Genomic DNA, 24,404 nt, shown 5'->3' with positions numbered 1-24,404 from the left:
GCACTCACCACCAGCGATGGAAGTGATGGACGGGCCCGACGCCGTGGCCGACGTCGAGCCGGCCGCTCGCGGCGATCGCGCCGCTCAGGTACGCCTTCGCGTCGCGCACCGCGCTTTCGAGATCGGGCCGTTGCGGCAGCAGCGCCGCGATGGCCGACGATAGTGTGCAGCCGGTGCCGTGCGTGTTCGTGACCGGCACGCGCGCACCGTCGAGCCGCACGGCATGCGCGGCGTCGACGAGCCAGTCGGGGCTCGCAGCCGTGTCGGGCAGATGGCCGCCTTTCATCAGCACCGCACGCGCGCCGGTCTGCAGCAACGTGCGGCCTTGCCGGACCATGTCGTCTTCGGTCGCGGCCGGCGCGTCGCCGAGCAGCGCGGCCGCTTCGGGCAGGTTCGGCGTGACGATCGTCGCGAGCGGCATCAGCACGTCGCGCAGCGCGTCGACCGCATCCGGCGCGAGCAGCGCGTGCGAACTTTTCGAGATCATCACCGTGTCCAGCACGACGAAGCGCGGCGCGTAGCGCTGCAGCGCGTCGGCGACCGCGCGGACGATCGCCGCATTCGCGAGCATGCCGATCTTCACTGCGTCGATGCGGATGTCGTCGAACACGGCGTCGAGTTGCGCGGTCACGAACGCGGCGTCCGGCGCGTGCACGCCCGTCACGCCGCGCGTGTTCTGCGCGGTCAGCGCGGTGATCGCGCTCGCGCCGTAGGCGCCCAGCGCGGAGAACGTCTTCAGGTCGGCCTGGATGCCCGCGCCGCCGCCCGAATCGGAGCCGGCGATCGTCAGGACGTTGGGAATGGCGTGCGTCATGATGGCGAGGCGCCGCCTCGAAAGCCGGCGCCGACGGACGGAAACGAAAAGGGCAGCGTCAGTGCCTCGACTCGCCGATCAGCGCGACCGAGTCGAACTGGCGCTGGTTCGCCTGATGGCGGCGCATCACGAGCCACATGGTCAGGCACACGAACGTGCCGAACAGCACGATCACGACGCCGACCGGCACGTCGAGCCACACGAGCATCGCATACAGGCACAGCATCACGAGCACCGACAGGTTCTCGTTGAAGTTCTGCACGGCGATCGAGTGTCCGGCCGACAGCAGCACGTGCCCGCGATGCTGCAGCAGCGCATTCATCGGAACGACGAAATAGCCGGACAGCGCGCCGACGCCGATCAGGAAGATGTACGCGACGATCAGGTACACCGGCAGCCGCACGTGTCCGACGTGCAGCGCCCAATGGGCGGGGAACAGGTCGCGCGTGTAGAACGCCATCAGCATCACCGCGATGCTCATCACGATGCCGACGGGCAGCACGGTCAGCGACTTCTTCAGCGGGATCCGGCCTGCGGCGGCGATCGCGCCGCCCGCGACGCCGACCGCGACCACGGCCTGCAGGATCGCGCCTTCGGACAGCGTCATGCCGAGCGACACCTCGGCCCACTTCAGCACGATGAACTGCAGCGTCGCGCCCGCCCCCCAGAACAGCGTCGTGCCCGCGAGCGAGATCTGGCCGAGCTTGTCGCGCCACAGCACCATGAAGCAGTCGGCGAAATCGGTGACGAGCTTGACGGGGCCGCGCTCCTGCTTCGGATAGCGCGCACCGGTATCGGGAATGCGCAGATTGAACAGCGCGGCGACCACGTAGATCGCCATGATGATCGCCATCGCCGATTCCGCCGGCGTATTGACCCACGACGGCGTGTGCGCGATCACGTGCGCGGCGATGTGCGGGCTGATCAGCGCGCCGCCGAGCACGGTGCCGAGAATGATCGAGCTGACGGTCGTGCCTTCGATCCAGCCGTTCGCGGCGACGAGCCGGTCGGCGGGCAACAGCTCGGTCAGAATCCCGTATTTCGCGGGCGAATAGGCGGCGGCGCCGAACCCGACGATTCCGTATGCGATCAGCGGATGCGCGCCGACGAGCATGATCAGGCAGCCGACGACCTTGATCGAGTTCGTGATGAACATCACGCGGCCCTTCGGCCGCGAATCGGCGAACGCACCGACATAGGCGGCCAGCACCACATAGGACAACACGAAGAACAGCTTGAGCAGCGGTGTCATCCAGTTGGGAGCGTGAAGGTCTTTCAGCAGGGCGATGGCGGCGATGAGAAGCGCATTGTCGGCCAGCGACGAGAAAAACTGCGCGGCCATGATGGTGTAAAAACCTTTTTTCATCTGATGCGATGCTTTCGTCGCTGCGGCAGGGCCGCGTAGGCCGCCAGGTATGCGATCGGCTTATTCCGTTCGAAATGGGTTGTGCGCACGGCTTTATAACACGAAAATACGGCAGTTCGGACTAGCAAGATTCCCCGATCGCTCCGCCAATTGTCGGCTTCGGTGCTCAAAAGGCGCAGTAAGCTGATGATTCGCAAGCGTCTTTACGTAAATTTCCCATGCCGCGCCCGATCTCCGCCACCATCCATACCGCCGCTCTCGCGAACAATCTCTCCGTCGTCCGCCGATTTGCCGGCCCGTCCAAGGTCTGGGCGGTCGTCAAGGCGAATGCGTACGGACACGGGCTCGCGCGCGTGTTCCCCGGCCTGCGCGGCACCGACGGCTTCGGGCTGCTCGATCTCGACGAGGCCGTGAAGCTGCGCGAGCTCGGCTGGGCCGGCCCGATCCTGCTGCTCGAAGGCTTTTTCCGGTCGACCGACATCGACGTGATCGACCGCTACAGCCTGACGACGACCGTCCACAACGACGAGCAGATGCGGATGCTGGAAACCGCGCGGCTGTCGAAGCCGGTCAACGTGCAGCTGAAGATGAACAGCGGAATGAACCGGCTCGGCTACTCGCCCGAGAAGTACCGCGCCGCGTGGGAGCGCGCGCGTGCGTGCCCCGGCATCGGCCAGATCACGTTGATGACCCATTTTTCGGATGCCGACAACGAGCGCGGCGTCGCCGAGCAGCTCGCGACGTTCGAGCGTGGTGCGGAAAACATTGCCGGCACGCGCTGCCTCGCGAATTCGGCCGCCGTGCTGTGGCATCCGGACACGCATTTCGACTGGGTGCGGCCGGGGATCGTGCTGTACGGCGCGTCGCCGTCCGGGTTGTCGTCGGATATCGCCGACACGGGGCTGAAGCCCGCGATGACGCTCGCGTCCGAGCTGATCGCCGTGCAGTCGATCGCGAAGGGGCAGTCGATCGGCTACGGCTCGACGTTTTCCGCGCAGGCGCCGATGCGCATCGGCGTCGTCGCGTGCGGCTATGCGGACGGCTATCCGCGTGTCGCGCCGGAAGGCACGCCGGTGATCGTCGACGGAATTCGGACGCGGATCGTCGGGCGCGTGTCGATGGACATGATCACCGTCGACCTGACCCCGTGCCCGCAGGCCGGCGTCGGCGCGCGTGTCGAGCTGTGGGGCAACGCGCTGCCGATCGACGACGTCGCGCGCCATTGCGGCACGATCGGATACGAGCTCATGTGCGCGGTCGCCGCCCGCGTGCCGGTGCGCGCTGAGTAAGGGCGTCGCGCGTGGCCAAACAGAAAACCGTCTACGTCTGCACCGAATGCGGCGGGCAGACGCCGAAATGGCAGGGACAGTGTCCGTCCTGTCACGCGTGGAATACGCTGGTCGAGTCGGTCGCCGAGTCGCCGTCCGCCCATCGGTTCCAGTCGCTCGCGAAGCGCGCGCCCGTGCAGCGCCTCGTCGACATCGAAGCGGCCGACGTGCCGCGCTTTTCCACCGGCATCGGCGAATTCGACCGCGTGCTCGGCGGCGGCCTCGTCGCGGGCGGCGTCGTGCTGATCGGCGGCGACCCGGGCATCGGCAAGTCGACGCTGCTGCTGCAGTCGCTCGCGGACATCGCGAACGAACGGCGCGCACTCTACATCAGCGGCGAGGAATCGGCCGCGCAGATCGCGTTGCGCGCGCAACGGCTCGCGCTGCTCGAAGGCGGCGCGCCGGCCGCCGAATTGAAGCTGCTCGCCGAGATCCAGCTCGAGAAGATCCAGGCCGCGATCGACGCGGAGCGGCCGGACGTGGCCGTCGTCGACTCGATCCAGACCGTCTATTCGGAGGCGCTCACGTCGGCGCCCGGCTCGGTCGCGCAGGTGCGCGAATGCGCGGCGCAGCTCACGCGCATCGCGAAGCAGTCGGGCACCGCGATCATCATGGTCGGGCACGTGACGAAGGAGGGCAATCTCGCCGGCCCGCGCGTGCTCGAGCACATCGTCGACACCGTGCTGTATTTCGAAGGCGACACGCATTCGTCGTTCCGGCTCGTGCGCGCGTTCAAGAACCGTTTCGGCGCGGTCAACGAGCTCGGCGTGTTCGCGATGACCGAGCGCGGGCTGCGCGGCGTCGCGAATCCGTCCGCGCTGTTCCTGTCGCAGCACGAACAGGTCGTGCCGGGTTCGTGCGTGCTCGTCACGCAGGAAGGCACGCGGCCGCTGCTCGTCGAAATCCAGGCGCTCGTCGATACGGCGCACGTGCCGAATCCGCGTCGGCTCGCAGTCGGCCTCGAGCAGAACCGGCTCGCGATGCTGCTCGCCGTGCTGCACCGGCATGCGGGCATCGCGTGCTTCGATCAGGACGTGTTCCTGAATGCGGTCGGCGGCGTGAAGATTACCGAGCCGGCCGCCGATCTCGCGGTGCTGCTCGCGATCCACTCGTCGATGCGCAACAAGGCGCTGCCGAAGGGGCTGATCGTGTTCGGCGAAGTCGGCCTGGCGGGCGAGATCCGGCCGTCTCCGCGCGGCCAGGAGCGGCTGCGCGAAGCCGCGAAGCTCGGCTTCACGGCCGCGCTGATTCCGAAGGCGAACGCGCCGAAGCAGCCGATCGACGGCCTGAACGTGATGGCCGTCGAACGGATCGAGCAGGCGATCGATCGCGTGCGCGATCTCGAGTGAGCCGGCGCGGCCCGCGCGTGCATCGGCCGCGACGATCTGCGCGGTAAACCGCTGTAAACGACATGTAGGCGTCTGTAACCCGCCGGACATCGCTTTTCCCTATCCTTTGCCGGATTGTCGAAGCGTGCAATGCGAAGGGAACCTATGTTGAAACAGTATGGGGAAGCGCCGAGCGGACGCCTTTACAACCTGCGCGGCTGCCGCGTGTCGGAGCCGATTCGCCAGCCATGGGGCGGCGGATGCCGGATCGTCGAATGGATCGACGGCGAAGGGCGGCTCGCACGCCGTGTGGTGTCGGAACACGTGACGGAAGCGGAAGTCGTCGCGGCGATCCGCCGGCCGACCGAAGGACGCCGCCATCTGATGGACGACGATGAGCAGATGCCGCGCGACACGTTACCGCGGCGTTGAGTCGGCGGGCGTGATCGGCGCCGGAACCGCCCTCGGACGGGTGGAACGGGTTGAATAGGGCCGACGCACGAAGCAGGCGATCCGTCCGCCGCCGACGACGCCTACGCCGCGTGTCGGCGGCGCGCTTCGAATTGCGCCGCTCAGCCGATCTGCTCGAGCGCCTCCTGCGCGACGAGCCAGTCGGCTTCGACCGTTTCGAGCCGCGCGTTGACGTCCGCGAGCTTGCGGATCGCATCGGTCAGCTCGGCCTTACGCGCTGCGTCGTAGCTCGCCGGATCGGCGACGAATGCGTCGAGGCGCGTCTTCTCGGCGTGCAGCGTCTCCATTTCCTTTTCCAGCTTCGCGATTCGTGTCTGCAGCGGCTTCTTCAACTGCGACAGCCGCTGGCGCTCTTCCGCGGCCTGACTGACGCTTCTGATCCTTGCGGTTTGCGCTCGCCGCGCCCGTGCCAGCCGTCGCCGCCGTCGCGCCGTCGGCCTTCGCGGCTGCGCGCTGCTCGGCCGCGTGCTGCAGCAGCCAGTCGCGGTAATCGTCGAGGTCGCCGTCGAACGGCTGCAGCCGATGGTTCGCGACGAGCATGAACTGATCGGTCGTCGCGCGCAGCAGGTGGCGATCGTGCGACACGAGTATCAGCGTGCCGTCGAACTGCGCGAGCGCCATCGTCAGCGCGTGGCGCGTTTCGAGATCGAGGTGGTTCGTCGGTTCGTCGAGCAGCAGCAGGTTCGGCTTCTGCCAGATGATCAGCGCAAGCGCGAGACGTGCTTTCTCGCCGCCCGAGAACGGACCGGTCGCGCTCGTCGCCATGTCGCCCGAGAAGTTGAAGCCGCCGAGAAAGTCGCGCAGCTCCTGTTCACGCGTGTCGGGCGCGAGCCGCGCCAGATGCGCGAGCGGCGAATCGTCCTCTCGCAGCGTCTCCAGCTGGTGCTGCGCGAAATAGCCGATCGTCAGCCCCTTGCCCTCGCGCACGTGGCCGGACAGCGGCGCGAGCGTGCCGGCCAGCGTCTTGATCAGCGTCGACTTGCCCTGGCCGTTCGCACCGAGCAGGCCGATGCGCTGCCCGTTCTGGATCGACAGCGCGACGCGCTCGACGATCGGGATTTCCGTGCCGTCGTCGGCGCGATAGCCGCAGCGGACGTCTTCCATCACCATCATCGGATTGGGCGCCGCGTCGGGCGTGCGGAACTCGAACGTGAACGGCGACGCAATATGCGCAGGCGCGATCCGCTCCATCTTCTCCAGCGCCTTCATCCGGCTTTGCGCCTGCCGTGCCTTGGTGGCCTTGGCCTTGAAGCGATCGACGAAGCTCTGCAGATGCTCGATCGTCTTGCGCTGCTTTTCGTACGCGCTCTGCTGCAGCGCGAGCTGCTGCGCACGCAGCACTTCGAACTGCGAGTAGTTGCCGCCGTACCGCTTCACCTGACGGTTTTCCAGATGCAGCGTGACGTTGCAGATCGAGTCGAGGAATTCGCGGTCGTGCGAGATCACGACCAGCGTGCCGGCGTAGCGGTGCAGCCAGTCTTCGAGCCAGACGATCGCGTCGAGATCGAGGTGGTTCGTCGGCTCGTCGAGCAGCAGCAGATCGGAGCGGCACATCAGCGCCTGCGCGAGGTTCAGGCGCATGCGCCAGCCGCCCGAGAAGCTCGCGACCGGCTCGCGCGTCTGCGCGAGCGTGAAGCCGAGGCCGAGCAGCAGCGCCTGCGCGCGCGCGGGCGCGGTATAGCCGTCGGCGTCCGCGAACGCCGCATGCGCGTCGGCTTCGGCCGCGCCGTCGTGGGCGGCCGAAGCGGCGGCGATGCGCGCTTCGATGTCGCGAAGCGCGGCGTCGCCGTCGAGCGTGTAGTCGAGCGCCGACCGATCGACGGCCGGCGTTTCCTGCGAGACGTGGGCAATCCGCCAAGACGGCGGCATCGAGAAATCGCCGGCGTCGGGATGCAGCTCGCCGCGCAGCACGGCGAACAGCGTCGACTTGCCGGCACCGTTCGCGCCGATCAGGCCGGCTTTCTCGCCGGGATTGAGCACGAACGACGCCGAGTCGAACAGCGGCTTGGTGCCGCGCGCGAGGCTGAACTGGTTGAAACGGATCACGGCGGAAATGGCTGGGCAAAACCGCTATTCTAGACTGCGTGCCGCTCGCGCCGGGCGTCGGCCGTTCGGCCAATGTCGCGACGCGTCGATTTCGCCTAGACTCCACGTCGATCCGGTTCATCACGTCTCATTGAAGGAGTGCCCGATGTCCAAGCTGTATTCGTTCGACGTACAGACGCTTGCCGGCGCGCCGACATCGCTCGACGCGTATCGCGGCAAGGTGCTGCTGATCGTCAATACCGCGAGCGAGTGCGGGTTCACGCCGCAGTACGCGGGCCTGCAGAAGCTGTACGACCAGTACGCGGCGCGCGGCTTCTTCGTGCTCGGGTTTCCGTGCAATCAGTTCGGCAAGCAGGAGCCGGGCGATGCCGCGCAGATCGGCGCGTTCTGCGAGCGCAACTACGGCGTCACGTTTCCGATGTTCGCGAAGATCGACGTGAAGGGCGAGCATGCGCATCCGCTGTATCGCTACCTGACCGACGAGGCGCCCGGCATTCTCGGCCTGAAGGCGATCAAGTGGAATTTCACGAAGTTCCTGATCGACCGCGAAGGGCGGATCGTCAAGCGCTACGCGCCGTCGACGAAGCCGGAGGAGATCGCCGCCGATATCGAAAAGCTGCTGTAGCGGCGGCGCGGCCGCTACAGAATCGGCGCGAACAGCCGTGCGACGTGCATCGCGATCCGCCGCCATGCCGGCGAGCGCCGGTACTCGTTCGAATCGACTTCGTACGCTTGCGCGAAGTCGGCGTCGAGCATCGCAGCGACTTCGGCGGCGAACGTGCGATCGACGGTCAGCACCATGATCTCGAAATTGAGCCGGAACGAGCGGTTGTCCAGATTCGCGCTGCCGACCGCGGCGGCGACGCGATCGATCAGCACGACCTTCTGGTGCAGAAAGCCCGGCCGATAGCGGAACACCCGGACGCCGGCGTCGACGAGATCGCGCGCATAGAGCTTCGACGCCTCGAACACGACGTAGTGATCGCGCCGGCTCGGGATCAGGATGCGCACGTCGACGCCACGCATCACCGCGAGCTTCAACGCGGCGATCACCGCTTCGTCGGGTATCAGATACGGCGTCGTGATCCACACGCGCTCGCGCGCGGCGTTGATCGCCTCGACGAAGAACAGCGAGCCGGTTTCCTGTTTGTCGGCCGGGCCCATCGGCACCGCGAGGCAATGCATCGAGCAGTCGCCGGCGTCGGGCGGTGCCGGCAGCGCGGGCGCCATCGGCGGCAGCGTCTGCGTCGCCCAGTGCCAGTCTTCCGCGAACACGTACTGGATGCTGGCGACGACCGGCCCGCATATCTCGATGTGCGTGTCGCGCCACGGCGCGAGCCGCGCATTCGCGCCCAGATATTCGACGCCGACGTTGTGTCCGCCGACGAACGCACGTTTGCCGTCGACCACGACGATCTTCCGGTGGTTGCGGAAGTTGAGCTGGAAGCGGTTCACGAACTTGCGGTGCGTCGCGAACGGATGAACGTCGACGCCGCCTTTGCGCAGCGCGTCGACATAGCTGGACGGCAGATCGAAGCTGCCGATGCTGTCGTACAGCAGATAGCAGCGCACGCCGGCGGCTGCGCGCGCGAGCAGCGAATCGCGCAGCATGCGGCCGAGCGCATCGTCGCGCACGATGAAGAACTGCACGACCACGTAATCGCGTGCGTCGTCGATTGCGGCGAGAATCGCCGCGAACGTCGCTTCGCCGTTCACGAGCGTGCGCACCGCGTTGCCGCCGACGAACGGCATGCCGCCGAGCCGCGTCAGCGCGAGCACCGCGGCCTGGCCGAGCGCTTCGGCGGCCGGCCCGTCGGTGGCGTCGGCGTCGCGCCATCGCGCACGCGGCGTATGCGTGCGCAATGCTTCCGTCTCGTGGCGTCGCGCGTCGACGTAGCCGGAGAACTTGCTGCGGCCGAGGAACAGGTACGGGACGAGCGTCAGGTACGGCATCGCGGTGAGCGACACGGCCCACGCGATCGCGCCTTGCGACGTGCGCGTGTTCATGATCGCGTGGCATGCCGCGGCGATCCCGAGCACGTGGACGGCCAGGATCAGCGTGCCGAGATGTAGCCAGTCGAGGGTCATAGGCGCGTGACGGACTCCTGAAGTCGTGCGGCGCGGCGGCCGCGTACGCGCATCTTACCGAACCGTGCGGCGCAGCGGGGCGCCGCACGGCCGGCATGCGGCGCGCCGTCAGCCCTTGCGCGGCAGGTCCGACGCCTGGATCAGGAACACGGCGTCATCGCCGGCGCTGGTCGGCAGCCACGTGAGCGCGAGGCCGCCGAACGCGGCTTCGACGTGCTCGCGCTCGTTGCCGATCTCGACGACGAGCACGCCGTCGTCGTGCAGCCAGTTGTGCGCTTCGGCGACGATGCGTCGCACGATGTCCATCCCGTCGTCGCCGCCGGCGAGCGCCATCTCCGGCTCGTGCCGGTATTCGGGCGGCAGCGCGGCCATCGACGCGGCATTGACGTACGGCGGATTCGACAGGATCACGTCGTAGCGCGCGCCCGGTTGCGTGCGCAATGCGGGCAGCGGCGCGTACAGGTCGCCGCGATGCAGCGAGATGCGGTCTTCGAGGCCGTAGTCGCGCACGTTGATTTCAGCGACCTGCAGTGCGTCGGCGGAGAGATCGACCGCATCGATCTCGGCGTTCGGGAATGCGCTCGCCGCGAGGATCGCGAGGCAGCCGGAGCCCGTGCACAGCTCGAGCACCGCGCCGACCTGCTCGGGATCGGCGACATACGGCTGCAGCCCGTCGTCGAGCAGTTCGCCGATGAACGAGCGCGGCACGATCACGCGTTCGTCGACGTAGAAGCGGTGGCCGTGCATCCACGCCTCATGCGTGAGGTACGCGGCCGGCACGCGTTCGGTCGCGCGCCGCTCGATCACGGCGAGCACGGCCGCGATCTCGTCGGGCAGCAGGCGCGCGTCGAGGAACGGCTCGAGCGTGTCGAGCGGCAGATCGAGCGTATGCAGCACGAGGTACGCGGCTTCGTCGTACGCGTTGTCGGAGCCGTGGCCGAACGCGAGCTTCGCCTTCGAGAAGCGCGTGACCGCATAGCGCAACAGGTCGCGAACGGTGGCAAAAGGTGTCGTCATCCGTAGCTCCATCAGGCGATCAGTTGTTCGAGCACGCGGCGGTACACGTTCTTCAGCGGGTCGACGAAGCGCAGCTCGATGTGTTCGTCGATCTTGTGGATGCTGCCGTTCGGCGGACCGAACTCGATCACCTGCGGGCAGATGCGCGCGATGAAGCGGCCGTCCGACGTGCCGCCGGTCGTCGACAGTTCGGTCGTGATGCCCGTCTCCGCGCGGATCGCGTGCTCGAGCGCGTTCGACAGCTCGCCGCGCGGCGTGAGGAACGGCAGGCCGCTCACCGTCCACTTCAGCGTGTAGTCGAGCTGGTGCTTGTCGAGGATCGCATGCACGCGCGCCTGCAGCCCCTCGACCGTGCTGGCCGTCGAGAAGCGGAAGTTGAACAGCAGATCGGCGTGGCCGGGGATCACGTTGGTCGCGCCGGTGCCGGCGCGCAGATTCGATACCTGCCACGTGGTCGGCGGGAAGTATTCGTTGCCGTCGTCCCACCGTTCGGCGGCGAGCTCCGCGAGCGCCGGCGCGAGCAGGTGGATCGGGTTCTTCGCGAGATGCGGATATGCGATGTGGCCTTGCACGCCCTTGACGATCAGCTCGCCCGACATCGAGCCGCGGCGGCCGTTCTTCACGACGTCGCCGAGTTCGGTCGTCGACGTCGGCTCGCCGACGATGCAGTAGTCGAGGCGCTCGCCGCGCGCTTCGAGCAGTTCGACGACCTTCACGGTGCCGTCGGTCGCCGGGCCTTCCTCGTCGCTCGTGATCAGGAACGCGATTGCGCCGCGGTGGCCGGGATGAGCGGCGACGAATTCCTCGGCGGCGACGACGAACGCCGCGAGCGACGTCTTCATGTCGGCCGCGCCGCGCCCGTACAGCTTGCCGTCGCGATGGGCGGGAATGAACGGCGGCGACGTCCACTGTTCGAGCGGGCCGGTCGGCACGACGTCGGTGTGGCCCGCGAACGCGAGCAGCTTGCCGTCGCGGCCGTCGGTGCCGCGCTTGACGGCCCACAGGTTGGTCACGCCGTGCGACGCGATGGTCTCGCATTCGAAGCCGAGCGCGGCGAGCCGCTCGGTCATGATCTGCTGGCAATGCTGGTCGTCGGGCGTGACGGACGCGCGTGCGATCAGCTGTTCGGTAAGGGCTAGGGTGGCGGACATGTTCGAACCACTTTCGATAAAAAATGCCGGCGCGGTGGCCGGCAGCGGCGGGACGTCGGCCGCGCCGTCGGGCGCGCCCGATGCGGGCGCGTTATGCGGCGAACAGCGCCGCGTACTGGTCGGCCGCGAAGCCGAGCGATTTCACGCGGCCGTTCACGACGAGCACGGGGCGCTTGATGACCGACGGCTTGTGGATCATCAGCGCGATCGCGCCCGCCGGCGTGTCCGCGGCGGCCTTCATCGCGTCATCCAGCCCGCGCCACGTGGTGCCGCGCTTGTTCACGAGCGCGTCGAGCGGCACGTCCTTCAGCCAGTCCTCGATCAGCGGCGCGCTGACGCCGGCCTTCTTGAAGTCGTGGAACTCGAACTCGACGCCGTGCTCGTCGAGCCACACGCGGGCCTTTTTCACGGTGTCGCAGTTCGGGATGCCGTAGACGACCACGGTGCGCGGCTTCGCCATCAGTCGCCTCGCAGCAGCTCGTTCAGGCCGACCTTCGCGCGCGTCTTCGCGTCGACCTTCTTCACGATCACCGCGCAGTACAGGCTGTGCGAGCCGTCCTTCGACGGCAGGTTGCCCGCGACGACGACCGAGCCGGCCGGGATGCGGCCGTAGCTCACTTCGCCCGTCTCGCGATCGTAGATCTTCGTGCTCTGGCCGAGATACACGCCCATCGAGATCACCGAGTTCTCCTCGACGATCACGCCTTCGACGACTTCCGAGCGCGCGCCGATGAAGCAGTTGTCCTCGATGATCACCGGGTTCGCCTGCAGCGGCTCGAGCACGCCGCCGATGCCGACGCCGCCCGACAGGTGCACGTTCTTGCCGATCTGCGCGCACGAGCCGACCGTCGCCCACGTGTCGACCATCGTGCCTTCGTCGACGTACGCGCCGATGTTCGTGTACGACGGCATCAGCACGACGTTCTTCGCGATGAACGAGCCGCGGCGCGCGATGGCCGGCGGCACGACGCGAAAGCCGCCCGCAGCGAAATCCTCGGCCGTGTAGTTTGCGAACTTCGACGGCACCTTGTCGTAGAACTGCGAATAGCCGCCGGCCGGCATCGGCGCGTTGTCCTCCAGACGGAACGACAGCAGCACGGCCTTCTTCAGCCACTGGTGCACGGTCCAGTTGCCGTCGATCTTCTCGGCGACGCGCAGCGCGCCGCGGTCGAGCTGCTCGATCGCGTGAGCGACGGCTTCGCGGACTTCGGCGGGCGCGGCCTTCGGCGACAGCTCGGCGCGGTTTTCCCAGGCGTTATCGATGATTTGCTGAAGTTGTTGCGACATGTTCGTTTTCGCAGGAGATGGAAGGAATTGATCGGGATGGACGTCTTACCGCGCGATGCCGCGGCAGAAATCGACGATGCGTTGCGCGCCCTCGACGCATTCGGGGGTGCCCGCGACGAGCGCGATCCGGATGAAATCGCGGCCCGGGTTCGTGCCGTGCGCGTCGCGCGCGAGGTACGAGCCGGGCAGAACCGTCACATTATAGTCGGCGTACAGACGGCGGGCGAACTCGGTGTCCGACAGGCCGGTGCGTGCGACGTTGGCCCACAGGTAGAACGCGGCGTCGGGCAGCTTCACGTCGAGCACGTCCGCGAGCATCGGCGTCACGGTGTCGAATTTCGCCACGTACAGCGCGCGGTTCTCGCGCACGTGCGCCTCGTCGTTCCACGCGGCGATGCTCGCGTGCTGCCAGACCGGCGACAGCGCGGCGCCGTGGTACGTGCGGTACAGCAGGAATTTCTTCAGCAGCGCCGGGTCGCCGGCGACGAACCCCGAGCGCATGCCCGGCACGTTCGAGCGCTTCGACAGGCTCGACAGCATCACGAGCCGCTCGAAGCCGCGGCCGAGACGCTGCGCGGCCTCGAGACCGCCGAGCGGCGGCGCGGCTTCGTCGAAGTAGATTTCCGAATAGCACTCGTCGGACGCGATCACGAAACCGTGGCGGTCCGACAGCGCGAACAGCTCGCGCCAGTCGTCGAGCGTCAGCACGGCGCCGGTCGGGTTGCCCGGCGAGCACACGTACAGCAGCTGCGTGCGCGCCCACACGTGATCCGGCACGGCCGCGTAGTCGCATGCGAAGTTGCGGGCCGGATCGCTGTTCGCGAAATACGGTTCGGCGCCGGCCAACAGCGCCGCGCCTTCGTAAATTTGATAGAACGGATTCGGACAGAGTACGATCGCCTTTTCGCCGCTGTCGGACGCGCGCGCATCGATCACCGTTTGCGCGAGCGAGAACAGCGCCTCGCGCGACCCCGATACGGGCAGCACCTGCGTGGCCGGATCGATCGCCGGCAGCCCGTAGCGGCGCTCGAGCCAGCGCGCGATCGACGTGCGCAGCGCGTCCGAGCCGGCCGTGGCCGGATACGACGCGAGGCCGTCGAGCGCGGCCACCGCGGCGTCGCGGATCAACGCGGGCGTCGCATGCTTGGGCTCGCCGATGCCGAAGCTGATCGGTTTCAGCGCAGCAGCGGGCGTCACGTCCTTGAACAGGGCGCGCAGCTTTTCGAAGGGATAGGGCTGGAGCGAGTCGAGTCGAGGATTCACGGGCGAAGCGGCCGTCGCGGCCGGTTGAAGGCGAAAGGAGCGGCGCTCGCGCCGCGCGGCTGCGGGCGGCGCACGGCGGCGTGCGGCCCGCAACGGGCGATTATAGCGTGACGCAATGCGGTCGCGGCCCGCCGCAATGGCGGCCGGACCGGACGAACAAAGGGTATCGAAGCAAATGAACAATGCGGTACGCGGCAGCCTGCCGACGCTGGCGATTCTGATCGGCGCGTCGGTATGGGGCCTGATCTGGTATCCGCTGCGCATCCTCGCGTCGCTCGGCGTGACGGGTACGCTGGCGAGCGCGCTGACGAGCACCGTCGCGTTCCTGTTCGTGATCGTCGCGCGGCACCGGACGATCGCGACGCTGCGCTGGCACTGGGTGCTGCCGGGCATCGCGGTGACGGCCGGCGTGACGAACCTGGGCTTCGTGTGGGGCACGATCCACGGCGAGGTGCTGCGCGTGATGCTGCTGTTCTATCTGACGCCCGCATGGACCGCGATCTACGCGCACTTCCTGCTGCGCGAGCGGCTCACCTGGGCCGGCGCCGCGCTCGCGGCGCTGTCGATCGGCGGCGCGATGCTGATGCTGTGGTCGCCGCAGCTCGGTGCGCCGCTGCCGGCCAACCCGGCCGAGTGGGCGGGCCTCGCGGCGGGGCTCAGCTTCGCGATGAGCAACGTGCTCGTGATCAAGGCGAGCCGCGAACTGCCGCAGATGCGCGCGGAGATGCGTACCGCGACGCTGTTCGGCGGCGCCGCGGTGTTCGGCGCGCTGGCGTCGCTCGTCGAAGGGTGGCCGGCCGCGCCGGCCGGCGCTCAGCCCGGCGTGGCCGCGCTGATCGTCGTCGCGATCGGCGTGACGATGGCGGCGAACAACCTGCTCGTGCAGTACGGGCTCGCGCGCGTGCCGGCGAACCGTGCGTCGATCATCATGCTGTTCGAGATCGTGATCACCGCGCTGTCCGCGTGGGTGTTCGCGAACGAGCTGCCGAGCGCGCGCGAATGGGCGGGCGGCGCGTGCATCGTGCTCGCGACGCTGCTGTCGAGCCGCGTCCACCGCGCGGCGCCCGCGCACGACGAACCGGGCGGGCGGGACGGCGCACGCGCGATGGTATGATGGGAGCCGTTTGCGGGGCCCAACGCTGTATGCGCGCGGCCCCGCTTTTGAATTCCGGCGCGCATCGCGCATACGGGCCGTGCGGCCCCGCGCGTCGCGGCGCCGTCCGTTTCACACCTTCTTCACATCCGATACCGCCGTGCGTCTGAGCTCGATCAAACTCGCTGGCTTCAAATCCTTCGTCGATCCCACGCATTTTCAGGTTCCGGGCCAGCTCGTCGGCGTGGTGGGCCCGAACGGATGCGGCAAGTCCAACATCATCGACGCCGTGCGCTGGGTGCTCGGCGAGTCGCGCGCGTCCGAGCTGCGCGGCGAATCGATGCAGGACGTGATCTTCAACGGGTCGACCACGCGCAAGCCGGGCAGCCGGGCAAGCGTGGAGCTGATCTTCGACAACTCCGACGGCCGCGCGGCCGGGCAGTGGGGCCAGTACGGCGAGATCGCCGTGAAGCGCGTGCTCACGCGCGACGGCACGTCGAGCTACTACATCAACAACCTGCCGGCGCGGCGCCGCGACATCCAGGACATCTTCCTCGGCACCGGCCTCGGCCCGCGCGCGTACGCGATCATCGGGCAGGGGATGATCGCGCGGATCATCGAGGCGAAGCCGGAGGAGCTGCGCGTGTTCCTCGAGGAAGCCGCGGGCGTGTCGAAGTACAAGGAGCGCCGCCGCGAGACCGAGAACCGGCTGCACGACACGCGCGAGAATCTGACGCGCGTCGAGGACATCATCCGCGAGCTCGCCGCGAACCTCGAAAAGCTCGAGGCGCAGGCGGTCGTCGCGACGAAGTACAAGGAGCTCGTCGCCGAAGGCGAGGAGAAGCAGCGCCTGCTGTGGCTGCTGCGCAAGAGCGAGGCGGCAGCCGAGCAGCAGAAGCAACAGCGTGCGATCGAGCAGGCGCAGATCGATCTCGAAGCGCAGACCGCGAAGCTGCGCGAGGTCGAGTCGCAGCTCGAGACGCTGCGCGTCGCCCACTACGCGGCGAGCGACGCGATGCAGGGCGCGCAGGGCGCGCTGTACGAGGCGAATGCCGAAGTGAGCCGCCTCGAAGCCGAGATCAAGTTCATCGTCGAGTCGCGCAACCGCGTACAGGCGCAGATCGCCGCGCTGAACGCGCAGCGCGAGCAATGGCGCGCGCAGGCCGAGAAGGCGCAGGACGAACTCGAGGAAGCCGAAGAGGCGCGCGCGATGGCCGACGAGAAGGCCGCGCTCGCCGAGGATGCGGCGGCCGCGAAGCACGATGCGCTGCCCGCGCTCGAAGCGAAGTGGCGCGACGCGCAGGCGCAGCTCAACGACGAGCGCGCGCGGATCGCGCAAACCGAGCAGTCGCTGAAGCTCGAAGCCGCACACCAGCGCAATGCCGATCAGCTGCTCCAGCAGCTTCAGCAGCGCGAGGAGCGGCTGAAGGCCGAGGCGGGCGGGCTCGACGCGCCGGACGAGGCGCAACTCGAGGAACTGCGCATGCAGCTTGCCGAGCAGGAGGAGATCCTGTCCGAAGCGCAGGCGCGTCTTGCCGATGCGGAGGAGACGGTGCCGCGCCTCGATGCCGAGCGCCGCGCCGCACAGGAGCGCGTGCAGGCCGAAAGCGCGCAGATCCATCAGCTCGAAGCGCGGCTTGCCGCGCTCAAGCAGCTGCAGGAAAACGTGCAGACCGAAGGCAAGGTGCAGCCGTGGCTCGACCGCCACGAGCTCGGCGCGCTGCCGCGACTGTGGAAGAAGCTGCACGTCGAGCCGGGCTGGGAAGCGGCGCTCGAGGCCGTGCTGCGCGAGCGTGTCGCCGCGCTCGAAGTATCGAATCTCGACTGGGTGAAGGCGTTTGCGTCCGACGCGCCGCCTGCGAAGCTCGCGTTCTACGCGCCGCCGCCGGCCGGCGAGCCGCCCGCGGCGCCGGCCGGGCTGCGCCCGCTGCTGTCGCTGGTACGCATCGACGATGCCGGCATTCGCGCGGTGCTGAACGACTGGCTCGGCAACGTGTACGTGGCCGACGACATCGCGCAGGCGCTCGCGACGCGCACGCAGCTGCCCGCAGGCGGCGCGTTCGTCGTCAAGGCCGGCCATGTCGTCACGCGCGTCGGCGTGCAACTGTATGCGGCCGATTCCGAGCAGGCCGGGATGCTCGCGCGTCAGCAGGAAATCGAGAATCTGACGCGCCAGGTGCGCGCGCAGGCGCTGCTCGCCGACGAAGCGCGCACGGCCGCCGTGCGGGCGGAAGCCGCGCACACGCAGGCGACGCAGGCGCTCGGCGACGTGCGGGCGCAGGCCGAGCGCGCGACGCAGCGCGTGCATGCACTGCAGATGGACGTGCTGAAACTCGCGCAGGCGCACGAGCGCTACACGCAGCGCAGCACGCAGATTCGCGAGGAGCTCGAGGAAATCGGCGCGCAGATCGACGAGCAGCGCGCGCTGCGCGCGGAATCGGAAGCGAATTTCGAGCGCTTCGACGGCGAACTCGCGGAACTCCAGGCGCGCTTCGAGGACAACCAGCTCGCATTCGAGGCGCTCGACGAGTCGCTCACGCAAGCGCGTCAGGAAGCGCGCGATCTGGAGCGCGCGGCGAACGACGCGCGCTTCGCCGCGCGCAACGCCGTGACGCGGATCGACGAGCTCAAGCGCAGCATCCAGGTCGCGCACGAGCAGAGCGAGCGCGTCGCCGCGTCGCTCGAGGATGCGCGCGCCGAGCTCGAGACGATCAACGAGCAGACCGCGCACACGGGCCTGCAGGACGCGCTCGAGATCCGCGCGGTGAAGGAGGCGGCGCTGCAGGCTGCGCGCATCGAACTCGACGATCTCACCGCGAAGCTGCGCGCGTCGGACGAGCAGCGTCTCGTCGCCGAGCGTTCGCTGCAGCCGCTGCGCGATCGGATCACCGAGCTGCAGCTGAAGGAGCAGGCCGCGCGCCTGGCCGTCGAGCAGTTCGCCGAGCAGCTCGCGGCGGCCGAGGTCGACGAGGACGCGCTGCGCGAAAAGCTCACGCCCGACCTGAAGCCGTCGTACCTGCAAGGCGAGGTCACGCGGCTGAACAACGCGATCAACGCGCTCGGCCCGGTGAACATGGCCGCACTCGACGAGCTGAAGGCGGCGAGCGAGCGCAAGGTGTTCCTCGACGCGCAGTCGGCCGACCTGACCGACGCGATCACGACGCTCGAGGACGCGATCCACAAGATCGACCAGGAAACCCGCACGCTGCTGCAGGGCACGTTCGACGAGGTCAATCGTCATTTCAGCGACCTGTTCCCGCGCCTGTTCGGCGGTGGCCAGGCGAAGCTGATCATGACCGGCGACGAAATCCTCGATGCCGGCGTGCAGGTGATGGCGCAGCCGCCCGGCAAGAAGAACGCGACGATTCACCTGCTGTCCGGCGGCGAGAAGGCGCTGACCGCGACCGCGCTGGTGTTCGCGATGTTCCAGCTGAATCCGGCGCCGTTCTGTCTGCTCGACGAGGTCGACGCACCGCTCGACGACGCGAACACCGAGCGCTTCGCGAATCTCGTGCGCGCGATGTCCGACAAGACGCAGTTCCTGTTCATCTCGCACAACAAGATCGCGATGGAGATGGCGCAGCAGCTGATCGGCGTGACGATGCAGGAGCAGGGCGTGTCGCGGATCGTCGCGGTGGACATGGAAACCGCCGCCGGCTTTGCCCAGAATTGACGTGTGACGAAACCGGACCGCGTGCGGGCGGCGCGTGTGCGCCCGTTCGCGGTTCCGACGAAAAAGAATTGCTGATGGAGCATGCATGGACGAGTTGACACTCGGTTTGATCGGCGCAGGCGCCGTCGTGGTGGGCGGCGTCGTGGTGTACAACGCGTGGCAGGGCGCGAAGGTGCGGCGCAGGATGCCGCGCCCGATGCCGGAGGAAGCGGCCGAGGCGATGAATCGCCCGGAGCGTGACGACGAGCTGCCGTTCATCGAGCCGGTGCGTCAGCCGGTGCGGCGCGAGCCCGCGGCGCCCGCATCGGTCGGTGCGGCCGGCGCATCGGCGGAAGCCGCGCGCGTCGAGCCGACGTTCGGTGCAGCCGCGCCGGCCGACACGCCCGCCGATCTGCAGGCCGAGGCAACCGGTGCCGATACGCGCTCGGCGTCGTCGGATGAAGCGGTCGCCGCCGGCACGGCGAGCGCCGCGCCCGAAGCGGACGGCGTCGCGGCGGACGAACCGGCCGAACCGGTGCTGCCGGCCGCGACGACGATCTCGTCCGCGCCACCGGCCGTCGTCGACCGTCGGATCGACTGCATCGTGCCGATCCGGCTCGGCGCGCCGCTGCCCGGCGACAAGATCCTGCCGGCCGCGCAGCGGCTGCGCCGTGCGGGCAGCAAGCCCGTGCACATCGAAGGCAAGCCGGAAGGCGGCCAGTGGGAGCTGCTGCAGAACGGCGTGCGTTACGAGGAGCTGCGCGCGGCTGCGCAACTCGCGAACCGCAGCGGTGCGCTGAACGAGCTCGAATTCTCCGAGTTCGTGACCGGCGTCCAGCAGTTCGCGGACGCGATCGACGGCGCGCCGGAATTCCCGGACATGATGGAAACGGTGTCGATGGCGCGCGAGCTCGACGGCTTCGCCGCGCAGTGCGACGCGCAGCTGTCGATCAACGTGATGTCGGACGGCGCGCCGTGGTCGGCGAACTACGTGCAGGCGGTCGCGTCGCAGGACGGGCTGCTGCTGTCGCGCGACGGCACGCGGTTCGTGAAGCTCGACGCGAAGCAGAACCCGGTGTTCATGCTGCAGTTCGGCGACACGAACTTCCTGCGCGACGACCTCACGTACAAGGGCGGCAACATGATCACGCTGGTGCTCGACGTGCCGGTCGCCGAAGAGGACATCCTGCCGTTCCGGCTGATGTGCGACTACGCGAAGTCGCTGTCCGAGCGGATCGGCGCACGCGTCGTCGACGATTCGCGCCGGCCGCTGCCGGAATCGACGCTGCTCGCGATCGAGCAGCAGCTGATGAAGCTGTACGCGAAGCTCGAGGAAGCGGGGATTCCGGCTGGCTCGCCGGTCACGCGTCGTCTGTTCAGCCAATGACCGAGCGGCCGGCGGCACGTTCGTGCGCCGCTGGCCGTCGTTGCATCGCACGCACTTCGATGTGCGTGCGAACGGGCCTGTCGCGCACATATCGCGCACCCCCGCCGCGGCGTCAAACTGAGATAATCGGGCATTCGATTTTCAGAACGAAACTGCCGCCAGCATGGCCCGAACCCAAGCCGAACCGCCAGCCAGCCAGCCCGACGCGCGCGCCGCGTGGCTGCGCGATCAACTCGAGCGGGCGAATCACGCCTATTACGTGCTCGATCAGCCGGACCTTCCCGACGCCGAATACGACCGGCTGTTTCTCGAGCTGCAACAGCTCGAGGCCGACCATCCCGAGCTCGTGACGCCCGACTCGCCGACGCAACGTGTCGGCGGTGCCGTCGCGAGCGGCTTCACGCCGGTGGTTCACGACGCGCCGATGCTGTCGCTGAACAACGGCTTCGCCGACGACGACATCGTCGCGTTCGACAAGCGCGTCGCCGACGCGCTCGCGAAAACCACGGACCTTGCCGGCTCGGTGACGGACCCCGTCGAATATGCATGCGAGCTGAAGTTCGACGGGCTCGCGATTTCACTGCGCTACGAGAACGGCGTGTTCGTGCAGGCCGCGACGCGCGGCGACGGCACGACCGGCGAGGACGTGACCGAGAACGTGCGCACGATCCGCTCGATCCCGCTGAAGCTGAAGGGCAGGACGGTGCCGGCCGTGCTCGACGTGCGCGGCGAAGTGCTGATGTTCAAGCGCGATTTCGCACGGCTGAACGAGCGTCAGCGCGCGGCCGGGCAGCGCGAGTTCGCGAATCCGCGCAACGCGGCGGCTGGCAGCCTGCGCCAGCTCGATCCGAAGATCACCGCGCAACGTCCGCTGTCGTTCTTCGCGTACGGGATCGGCGTGCTCGACGGGATGCCGATGCCCGATACGCACAGCGCGCTGCTCGACTGGTACGAGGCGCTCGGACTGCCGGTCAACCGCGAGCGCGCGGTCGTGCACGGCGCGGACGGCCTGCTCGCGTTCTTCCGCCGGGTCGGCGAGAAACGCGACGCGCTGCCGTACGACATCGACGGCGTCGTCTACAAGGTGAACCGGCGCGACGAGCAGGATCGTCTTGGCTTCGTGTCGCGCGCACCGCGCTTCGCGCTCGCGCACAAATTCCCCGCGCAGGAAGCGCTGACGAAGCTCGTCGCGATCGACGTGCAGGTCGGCCGGACCGGCGCGATCACGCCGGTCGCCCGGCTCGAGCCGGTGTTCGTCGGCGGCGCGACCGTGACGAATGCGACGCTGCACAACGAGGACGAAGTGCGCCGCAAGGACATCCGGATCGGCGACACCGTGATCGTGCGCCGCGCGGGCGACGTGATTCCGGAAGTCGTCGGCGCGGTGCTCGACCGGCGTCCGGCCGATGCGGCCGAATTCGTGATGCCGACCGAGTGCCCGGTATGCGGATCGAAGATCGAGCGGCTACCGGACGAGGCGATCGCACGCTGCACGGGCGGGCTCGTGTGTCCCGCGCAGCGCAAGCAGGCGCTGTGGCATTTCGCGCAGCGCCGCGCGCTCGACATCGACGGGCTCGGCGAGAAGATCATCGACCAGCTCGTCGAGCTGAACCTCGTGCGCACGCCGGCCGATCTGTTCAATCTCGGTTTCTCGACGCTTGCCGAACTCGACCGGTTCGCCGAGAAATCCGCGCAAAACCTGCTCGACTCGCTCGAGAAGGCGAAGCACACGACGCTCGCACGCTTCATCTACGGGCTCGGCATCCGCCATGTCGGCGAGTCGACCGCGAAGGACCTCGCGAAGCATTTCGGGTCGCTGACCCCGATCATGGACGCGTCGATCGACGAGCTGCTCGAAGTCAACGACGTCGGCCCGATCGTCGCCGAATCGATCCACCAGTTCTTCGCGGAAGAGCACAACCGGACCGTGATCGAGCAGCTGCGCGCGCCGGGCAAGGTCACGTGGCCCGAAGGGCCGCCCGCGCCGAAGGCGCCTCAGGGCGTGCTGGCCGGCAAGACCATCGTGCTGACCGGCACGCTGCCGAACCTCACGCGCGACGCGGCGAAGGAAATGCTCGAAGCCGCGGGCGCGAAGGTCGCCGGCTCCGTGTCGAAGAAGACCGATTACGTGATCGCGGGTGCCGAAGCGGGCAGCAAGCTCGCGAAGGCCGAGGAACTCGGCATCCCGGTACTGGACGAAGACGGACTGCATCAACTCCTGGAGGGCAACACGCCATGATTCGCGAGATTCTGAAGATGGGCGATCCGCGCCTGCTCGAAGTGGCCGAACCGGTCCGACAGTTCGACACGCCCGAGCTGCACGAGATCGTCGCGGACATGTTCGACACGATGCACCATGCGAACGGCGCCGGCCTCGCCGCGCCGCAGATCGGTATCGGACTGCAGATCATCATCTTCGGGTTCGGCAGCAACAACCGTTATCCGGACGCGCCGCCGGTGCCCGAGACGGTGCTGATCAACCCGAAGATCGAGTACATGCCGCCGGACATGGAAGAGGGCTGGGAAGGCTGCCTGTCGGTGCCGGGGATGCGCGGCGTCGTCAGCCGCTATGCGAAGGTGCGGTACGTGGGCTTCGACCAGTTCGGCGCGAAGATCGACCGCGTCGCGGAAGGGTTTCACGCGCGGGTCGTGCAGCACGAGTACGACCATCTGATCGGCAAGCTGTATCCGATGCGGATCACCGACTTCACGCGCTTCGGCTTCACCGAGGTGCTGTTCCCGGGGCTCGATTCGACCGACGACGATTGACCGGCGCGCGTGTCGCCGCATAACAAAAAGCCCGCTTCGCGCGGGCTTTTTATCGTCGTTTCTCGTTGCGCGGTGTGCGCCGTGCGTGCCGTCAGAACGTTTCGTCGGCGGACAGATAGCGCCATTGCCCCTGCGGCAGCGCGCCGAGCATCACGCGGCCCATGCGCACGCGCTTCAGTCCGATCACGTCGAGGCCGACCAGCTCGCACATGCGGCGAATCTGTCGCTTGCGGCCTTCGCGCAGCACGAAGCGCAGCTGCTCGCCGTTCTGCCAGCTGACCATCGCGGGCTTCAGCGCGACGCCGTCGAGTTCGAGGCCGTGTCGAAGTTTCGCGAGCGATTCGGCCGGGAAATGCCGGTCGATGTCGGTCAGCATGTCGCCGTAGCGCACGCGCACGAGGTACTCCTTGTCGACGTCCGACTGCTCGCCGATCAGCTGCTTCGCGATCCGGCCGTTTTGCGTGAGCACCAGCAGCCCGGTCGAATCGATGTCGAGCCGCCCGGCCGGCGCGAGCGTGCGCAGATGCTGCGGCGAGAAGCGCAGCGGCGAGCGGTCGCCGCTCCAGTGGTTCTCGCGCGTGATCAGCACCGTTGCCGGCTCGTAGCCGTCTTCGGCCTGACCCGATACGTAGCCGACCGGCTTGTGCAGCAGGATCGTCACCTGCGCGGCCTGCGCCGCCTGCGCGCGTTCGTCGATCTCGATGCGCTGGTCGGCGCGTACCTTGGTGCCGAGCGTATCGATTCGTTCGCCGTCGACGAGCACCCAGCCCTTTTCGATCCATTCGTCGGCTTCGCGGCGCGAGCACAGGCCGAGTTCGGACATCCGTTTCGACAGCCGCATCAGGCCCGATTCGTCGCCGCGATCGACGTCGGTCGCGCGGCGCTTGACCGGTTGTCCGGCTTTCAGCGCGGTGCCGGGCGAGCGGCGTTCGCCGGCGCTGCGTTTCGTGCGTTCTGCGGACGTCGTGTCGCGGTAAGGCGCGCGTTTTGCGCTTTCGGCGGCAGCGCTTGTGCGGCGCGGTCGCGCGTCGTCGTCGGCGCGACGCGGGGGCCGGTCGGACGACGTGCGTTGGTCGCCGAAGCTGCGTTTTGCGCCTTCTGCGTCTGCCTTGTCGCGATAAGGCGCGCGCTTCGCGCCGTCGCGTTCGCTGCCGGCGGCTGCGCGGCGCGGCCGTGCGTCGTCGTCGCTGCGACGCGCGGGCCGGTCGGACGACGTGCGTCGGTCGCCGAAGCTGCGTTTTGTGCCTTCTGCGGCTGCCTTGTCACGATAAGGCGCGCGCTTCGCGCCGTCGCGTTCGCTGCCGGCGGCTGCGCGGCGCGGCCGTGCGTCGTCGTCGTTGCGGC

18 protein-coding genes and 1 pseudogene are annotated in these 24,404 nt (G+C 68.2%); 9 read left to right on the top strand and 10 right to left on the bottom strand.

From position 1 onward, the window contains the following. Positions 1 to 4: 4 nt before the first annotated feature. Together thiD and lplT are read right to left on the bottom strand one after the other, a co-directional pair. Positions 5 to 814, bottom strand: coding sequence for a bifunctional hydroxymethylpyrimidine kinase/phosphomethylpyrimidine kinase (gene thiD / locus BUB20358_RS21805; protein ID WP_006764003.1), 810 nt, complete (start codon positions 812 to 814; stop codon positions 5 to 7). A gap of 58 nt (positions 815 to 872) precedes the next feature. Then, complete coding sequence (lplT, locus tag BUB20358_RS21800) at positions 873 to 2,180, bottom strand: lysophospholipid transporter LplT (RefSeq protein ID WP_174905117.1); 1,308 nt, start codon at positions 2,178 to 2,180, stop codon at positions 873 to 875. Between the two features lie 218 nt (positions 2,181 to 2,398). Between lplT and alr the strand changes: the two genes are divergently transcribed. The 3 genes from alr to BUB20358_RS21785 all read left to right on the top strand — a co-directional run bounded on the left by alr (position 2,399) and on the right by BUB20358_RS21785 (position 5,268). Then, positions 2,399 to 3,469 (top strand): alanine racemase, encoded by a 1,071-nt coding sequence (gene alr / locus BUB20358_RS21795; protein ID WP_006764005.1) that lies wholly within the window; start codon positions 2,399 to 2,401, stop codon positions 3,467 to 3,469. 11 nt (positions 3,470 to 3,480) lie between these two features. Beyond that, on the top strand, positions 3,481 to 4,857 hold the full coding sequence (gene radA / locus BUB20358_RS21790) for a DNA repair protein RadA (protein WP_006764006.1): 1,377 nt from the start codon (positions 3,481 to 3,483) through the stop codon (positions 4,855 to 4,857). A 144-nt stretch (positions 4,858 to 5,001) separates the two neighbouring features. Beyond that, complete coding sequence (locus BUB20358_RS21785) at positions 5,002 to 5,268, top strand: DUF2866 domain-containing protein (RefSeq protein WP_035972143.1); 267 nt, start codon at positions 5,002 to 5,004, stop codon at positions 5,266 to 5,268. Positions 5,269 to 5,408: 140 nt separating this feature from the next. Here the strand turns inward: BUB20358_RS21785 and BUB20358_RS21780 are convergent. Continuing rightward, a pseudogene (locus BUB20358_RS21780) lies at positions 5,409 to 7,353 on the bottom strand (ATP-binding cassette domain-containing protein). 145 nt (positions 7,354 to 7,498) lie between these two features. On the opposite strand from BUB20358_RS21780, the gene BUB20358_RS21775 reads away from it, so the two are divergent. Beyond that, positions 7,499 to 7,978 carry a glutathione peroxidase gene (locus BUB20358_RS21775; RefSeq protein ID WP_006764009.1) on the top strand — a complete coding sequence of 160 codons (480 nt, stop codon included), beginning with the start codon at positions 7,499 to 7,501 and terminating at the stop codon, positions 7,976 to 7,978. 14 nt (positions 7,979 to 7,992) lie between these two features. Here BUB20358_RS21775 and cls read toward each other — a convergent pair whose 3' ends face one another. From cls to dapC, 6 genes are all read right to left on the bottom strand, one after another. Further along, the gene (gene cls, locus BUB20358_RS21770) at positions 7,993 to 9,441 is read right to left on the bottom strand and encodes a cardiolipin synthase (protein ID WP_006764010.1); all 1,449 of its coding nucleotides are present in this window, start codon (positions 9,439 to 9,441) and stop codon (positions 7,993 to 7,995) included. A 108-nt stretch (positions 9,442 to 9,549) separates the two neighbouring features. Then, complete coding sequence (gene prmB, locus BUB20358_RS21765; RefSeq protein ID WP_006764011.1) at positions 9,550 to 10,458, bottom strand: 50S ribosomal protein L3 N(5)-glutamine methyltransferase; 909 nt, start codon at positions 10,456 to 10,458, stop codon at positions 9,550 to 9,552. An 11-nt stretch (positions 10,459 to 10,469) separates the two neighbouring features. Continuing rightward, a complete protein-coding gene (gene dapE, locus BUB20358_RS21760) occupies positions 10,470 to 11,609 on the bottom strand; it encodes a succinyl-diaminopimelate desuccinylase (protein ID WP_006764012.1) in 1,140 nt (379 codons plus the stop codon). A 91-nt stretch (positions 11,610 to 11,700) separates the two neighbouring features. Beyond that, positions 11,701 to 12,069, bottom strand: coding sequence for an ArsC family reductase (locus BUB20358_RS21755; protein ID WP_006764013.1), 369 nt, complete (start codon positions 12,067 to 12,069; stop codon positions 11,701 to 11,703). Beyond that, entirely contained in the window at positions 12,069 to 12,896 is an 828-nt protein-coding gene (gene dapD, locus BUB20358_RS21750) for a 2,3,4,5-tetrahydropyridine-2,6-dicarboxylate N-succinyltransferase (protein WP_006764014.1), read from the bottom strand. The genes BUB20358_RS21755 and dapD overlap by 1 nt, the downstream gene beginning before the upstream one ends. 45 nt (positions 12,897 to 12,941) lie before the next feature. Continuing rightward, positions 12,942 to 14,159: a succinyldiaminopimelate transaminase gene (gene dapC / locus BUB20358_RS21745; protein ID WP_035972146.1), complete on the bottom strand. Its 1,218-nt coding sequence runs from the start codon at positions 14,157 to 14,159 to the stop codon at positions 12,942 to 12,944. Between the two features lie 175 nt (positions 14,160 to 14,334). Between dapC and BUB20358_RS21740 the strand changes: the two genes are divergently transcribed. From BUB20358_RS21740 to def, 5 genes are all read left to right on the top strand, one after another. Next, positions 14,335 to 15,273, top strand: coding sequence for a DMT family transporter (locus tag BUB20358_RS21740; protein WP_006764015.1), 939 nt, complete (start codon positions 14,335 to 14,337; stop codon positions 15,271 to 15,273). 139 nt (positions 15,274 to 15,412) lie between these two features. Beyond that, entirely contained in the window at positions 15,413 to 18,925 is a 3,513-nt protein-coding gene (smc, locus tag BUB20358_RS21735) for a chromosome segregation protein SMC (RefSeq protein ID WP_035972149.1), read from the top strand. An 85-nt stretch (positions 18,926 to 19,010) separates the two neighbouring features. Continuing rightward, positions 19,011 to 20,291, top strand: coding sequence for a cell division protein ZipA C-terminal FtsZ-binding domain-containing protein (locus tag BUB20358_RS21730; RefSeq protein WP_006764018.1), 1,281 nt, complete (start codon positions 19,011 to 19,013; stop codon positions 20,289 to 20,291). A gap of 163 nt (positions 20,292 to 20,454) precedes the next feature. Then, positions 20,455 to 22,530, top strand: a complete 2,076-nt coding sequence (ligA, locus tag BUB20358_RS21725; protein ID WP_006764019.1) for an NAD-dependent DNA ligase LigA — start codon at positions 20,455 to 20,457, stop codon at positions 22,528 to 22,530. Then, positions 22,527 to 23,060, top strand: a complete 534-nt coding sequence (gene def / locus BUB20358_RS21720) for a peptide deformylase (protein ID WP_006764020.1) — start codon at positions 22,527 to 22,529, stop codon at positions 23,058 to 23,060. Before ligA ends, def begins: the two co-directional genes overlap by 4 nt. Positions 23,061 to 23,151: 91 nt before the next feature. On the opposite strand, the gene BUB20358_RS21715 is transcribed toward def, so the two are convergent. Further along, positions 23,152 to 24,404, bottom strand: a 1,253-nt coding sequence (locus BUB20358_RS21715) for a pseudouridine synthase (protein WP_174905116.1), incomplete at its 5' end; no start/stop codon positions are given.

It is taken from the genome of Burkholderia dolosa (genome assembly GCF_902499135.1).
In the GTDB taxonomy this organism is placed as follows: Bacteria; Pseudomonadota; Gammaproteobacteria; order Burkholderiales; family Burkholderiaceae; genus Burkholderia; species Burkholderia dolosa.
The sequence above is the reverse complement of the archived record's forward strand: the minus strand, read 5'-3'. Positions and strand labels throughout refer to the sequence as shown.

Bases quoted from the DNA above. Each gene is read 5' to 3' on its own strand.
- dapE (WP_006764012.1), bottom strand. From the start codon at position 11,609: ATGTCCGCCACCCTAGCCCTTACCGAACAGCTGATCGCACGCGCGTCC.
- BUB20358_RS21785 (WP_035972143.1), top strand. From the start codon at position 5,002: ATGTTGAAACAGTATGGGGAAGCGCCGAGCGGACGCCTTTACAACCTG.
- prmB (WP_006764011.1), bottom strand. From the start codon at position 10,458: ATGACGACACCTTTTGCCACCGTTCGCGACCTGTTGCGCTATGCGGTC.
- cls (WP_006764010.1), bottom strand. From the start codon at position 9,441: ATGACCCTCGACTGGCTACATCTCGGCACGCTGATCCTGGCCGTCCAC.
- BUB20358_RS21730 (WP_006764018.1), top strand. From the start codon at position 19,011: ATGGACGAGTTGACACTCGGTTTGATCGGCGCAGGCGCCGTCGTGGTG.
- dapD (WP_006764014.1), bottom strand. From the start codon at position 12,896: ATGTCGCAACAACTTCAGCAAATCATCGATAACGCCTGGGAAAACCGC.
- thiD (WP_006764003.1), bottom strand. From the start codon at position 814: ATGACGCACGCCATTCCCAACGTCCTGACGATCGCCGGCTCCGATTCG.
- ligA (WP_006764019.1), top strand. From the start codon at position 20,455: ATGGCCCGAACCCAAGCCGAACCGCCAGCCAGCCAGCCCGACGCGCGC.
- lplT (WP_174905117.1), bottom strand. From the start codon at position 2,180: ATGAAAAAAGGTTTTTACACCATCATGGCCGCGCAGTTTTTCTCGTCG.
- alr (WP_006764005.1), top strand. From the start codon at position 2,399: ATGCCGCGCCCGATCTCCGCCACCATCCATACCGCCGCTCTCGCGAAC.
- BUB20358_RS21740 (WP_006764015.1), top strand. From the start codon at position 14,335: ATGAACAATGCGGTACGCGGCAGCCTGCCGACGCTGGCGATTCTGATC.
- def (WP_006764020.1), top strand. From the start codon at position 22,527: ATGATTCGCGAGATTCTGAAGATGGGCGATCCGCGCCTGCTCGAAGTG.
- BUB20358_RS21755 (WP_006764013.1), bottom strand. From the start codon at position 12,069: ATGGCGAAGCCGCGCACCGTGGTCGTCTACGGCATCCCGAACTGCGAC.
- BUB20358_RS21775 (WP_006764009.1), top strand. From the start codon at position 7,499: ATGTCCAAGCTGTATTCGTTCGACGTACAGACGCTTGCCGGCGCGCCG.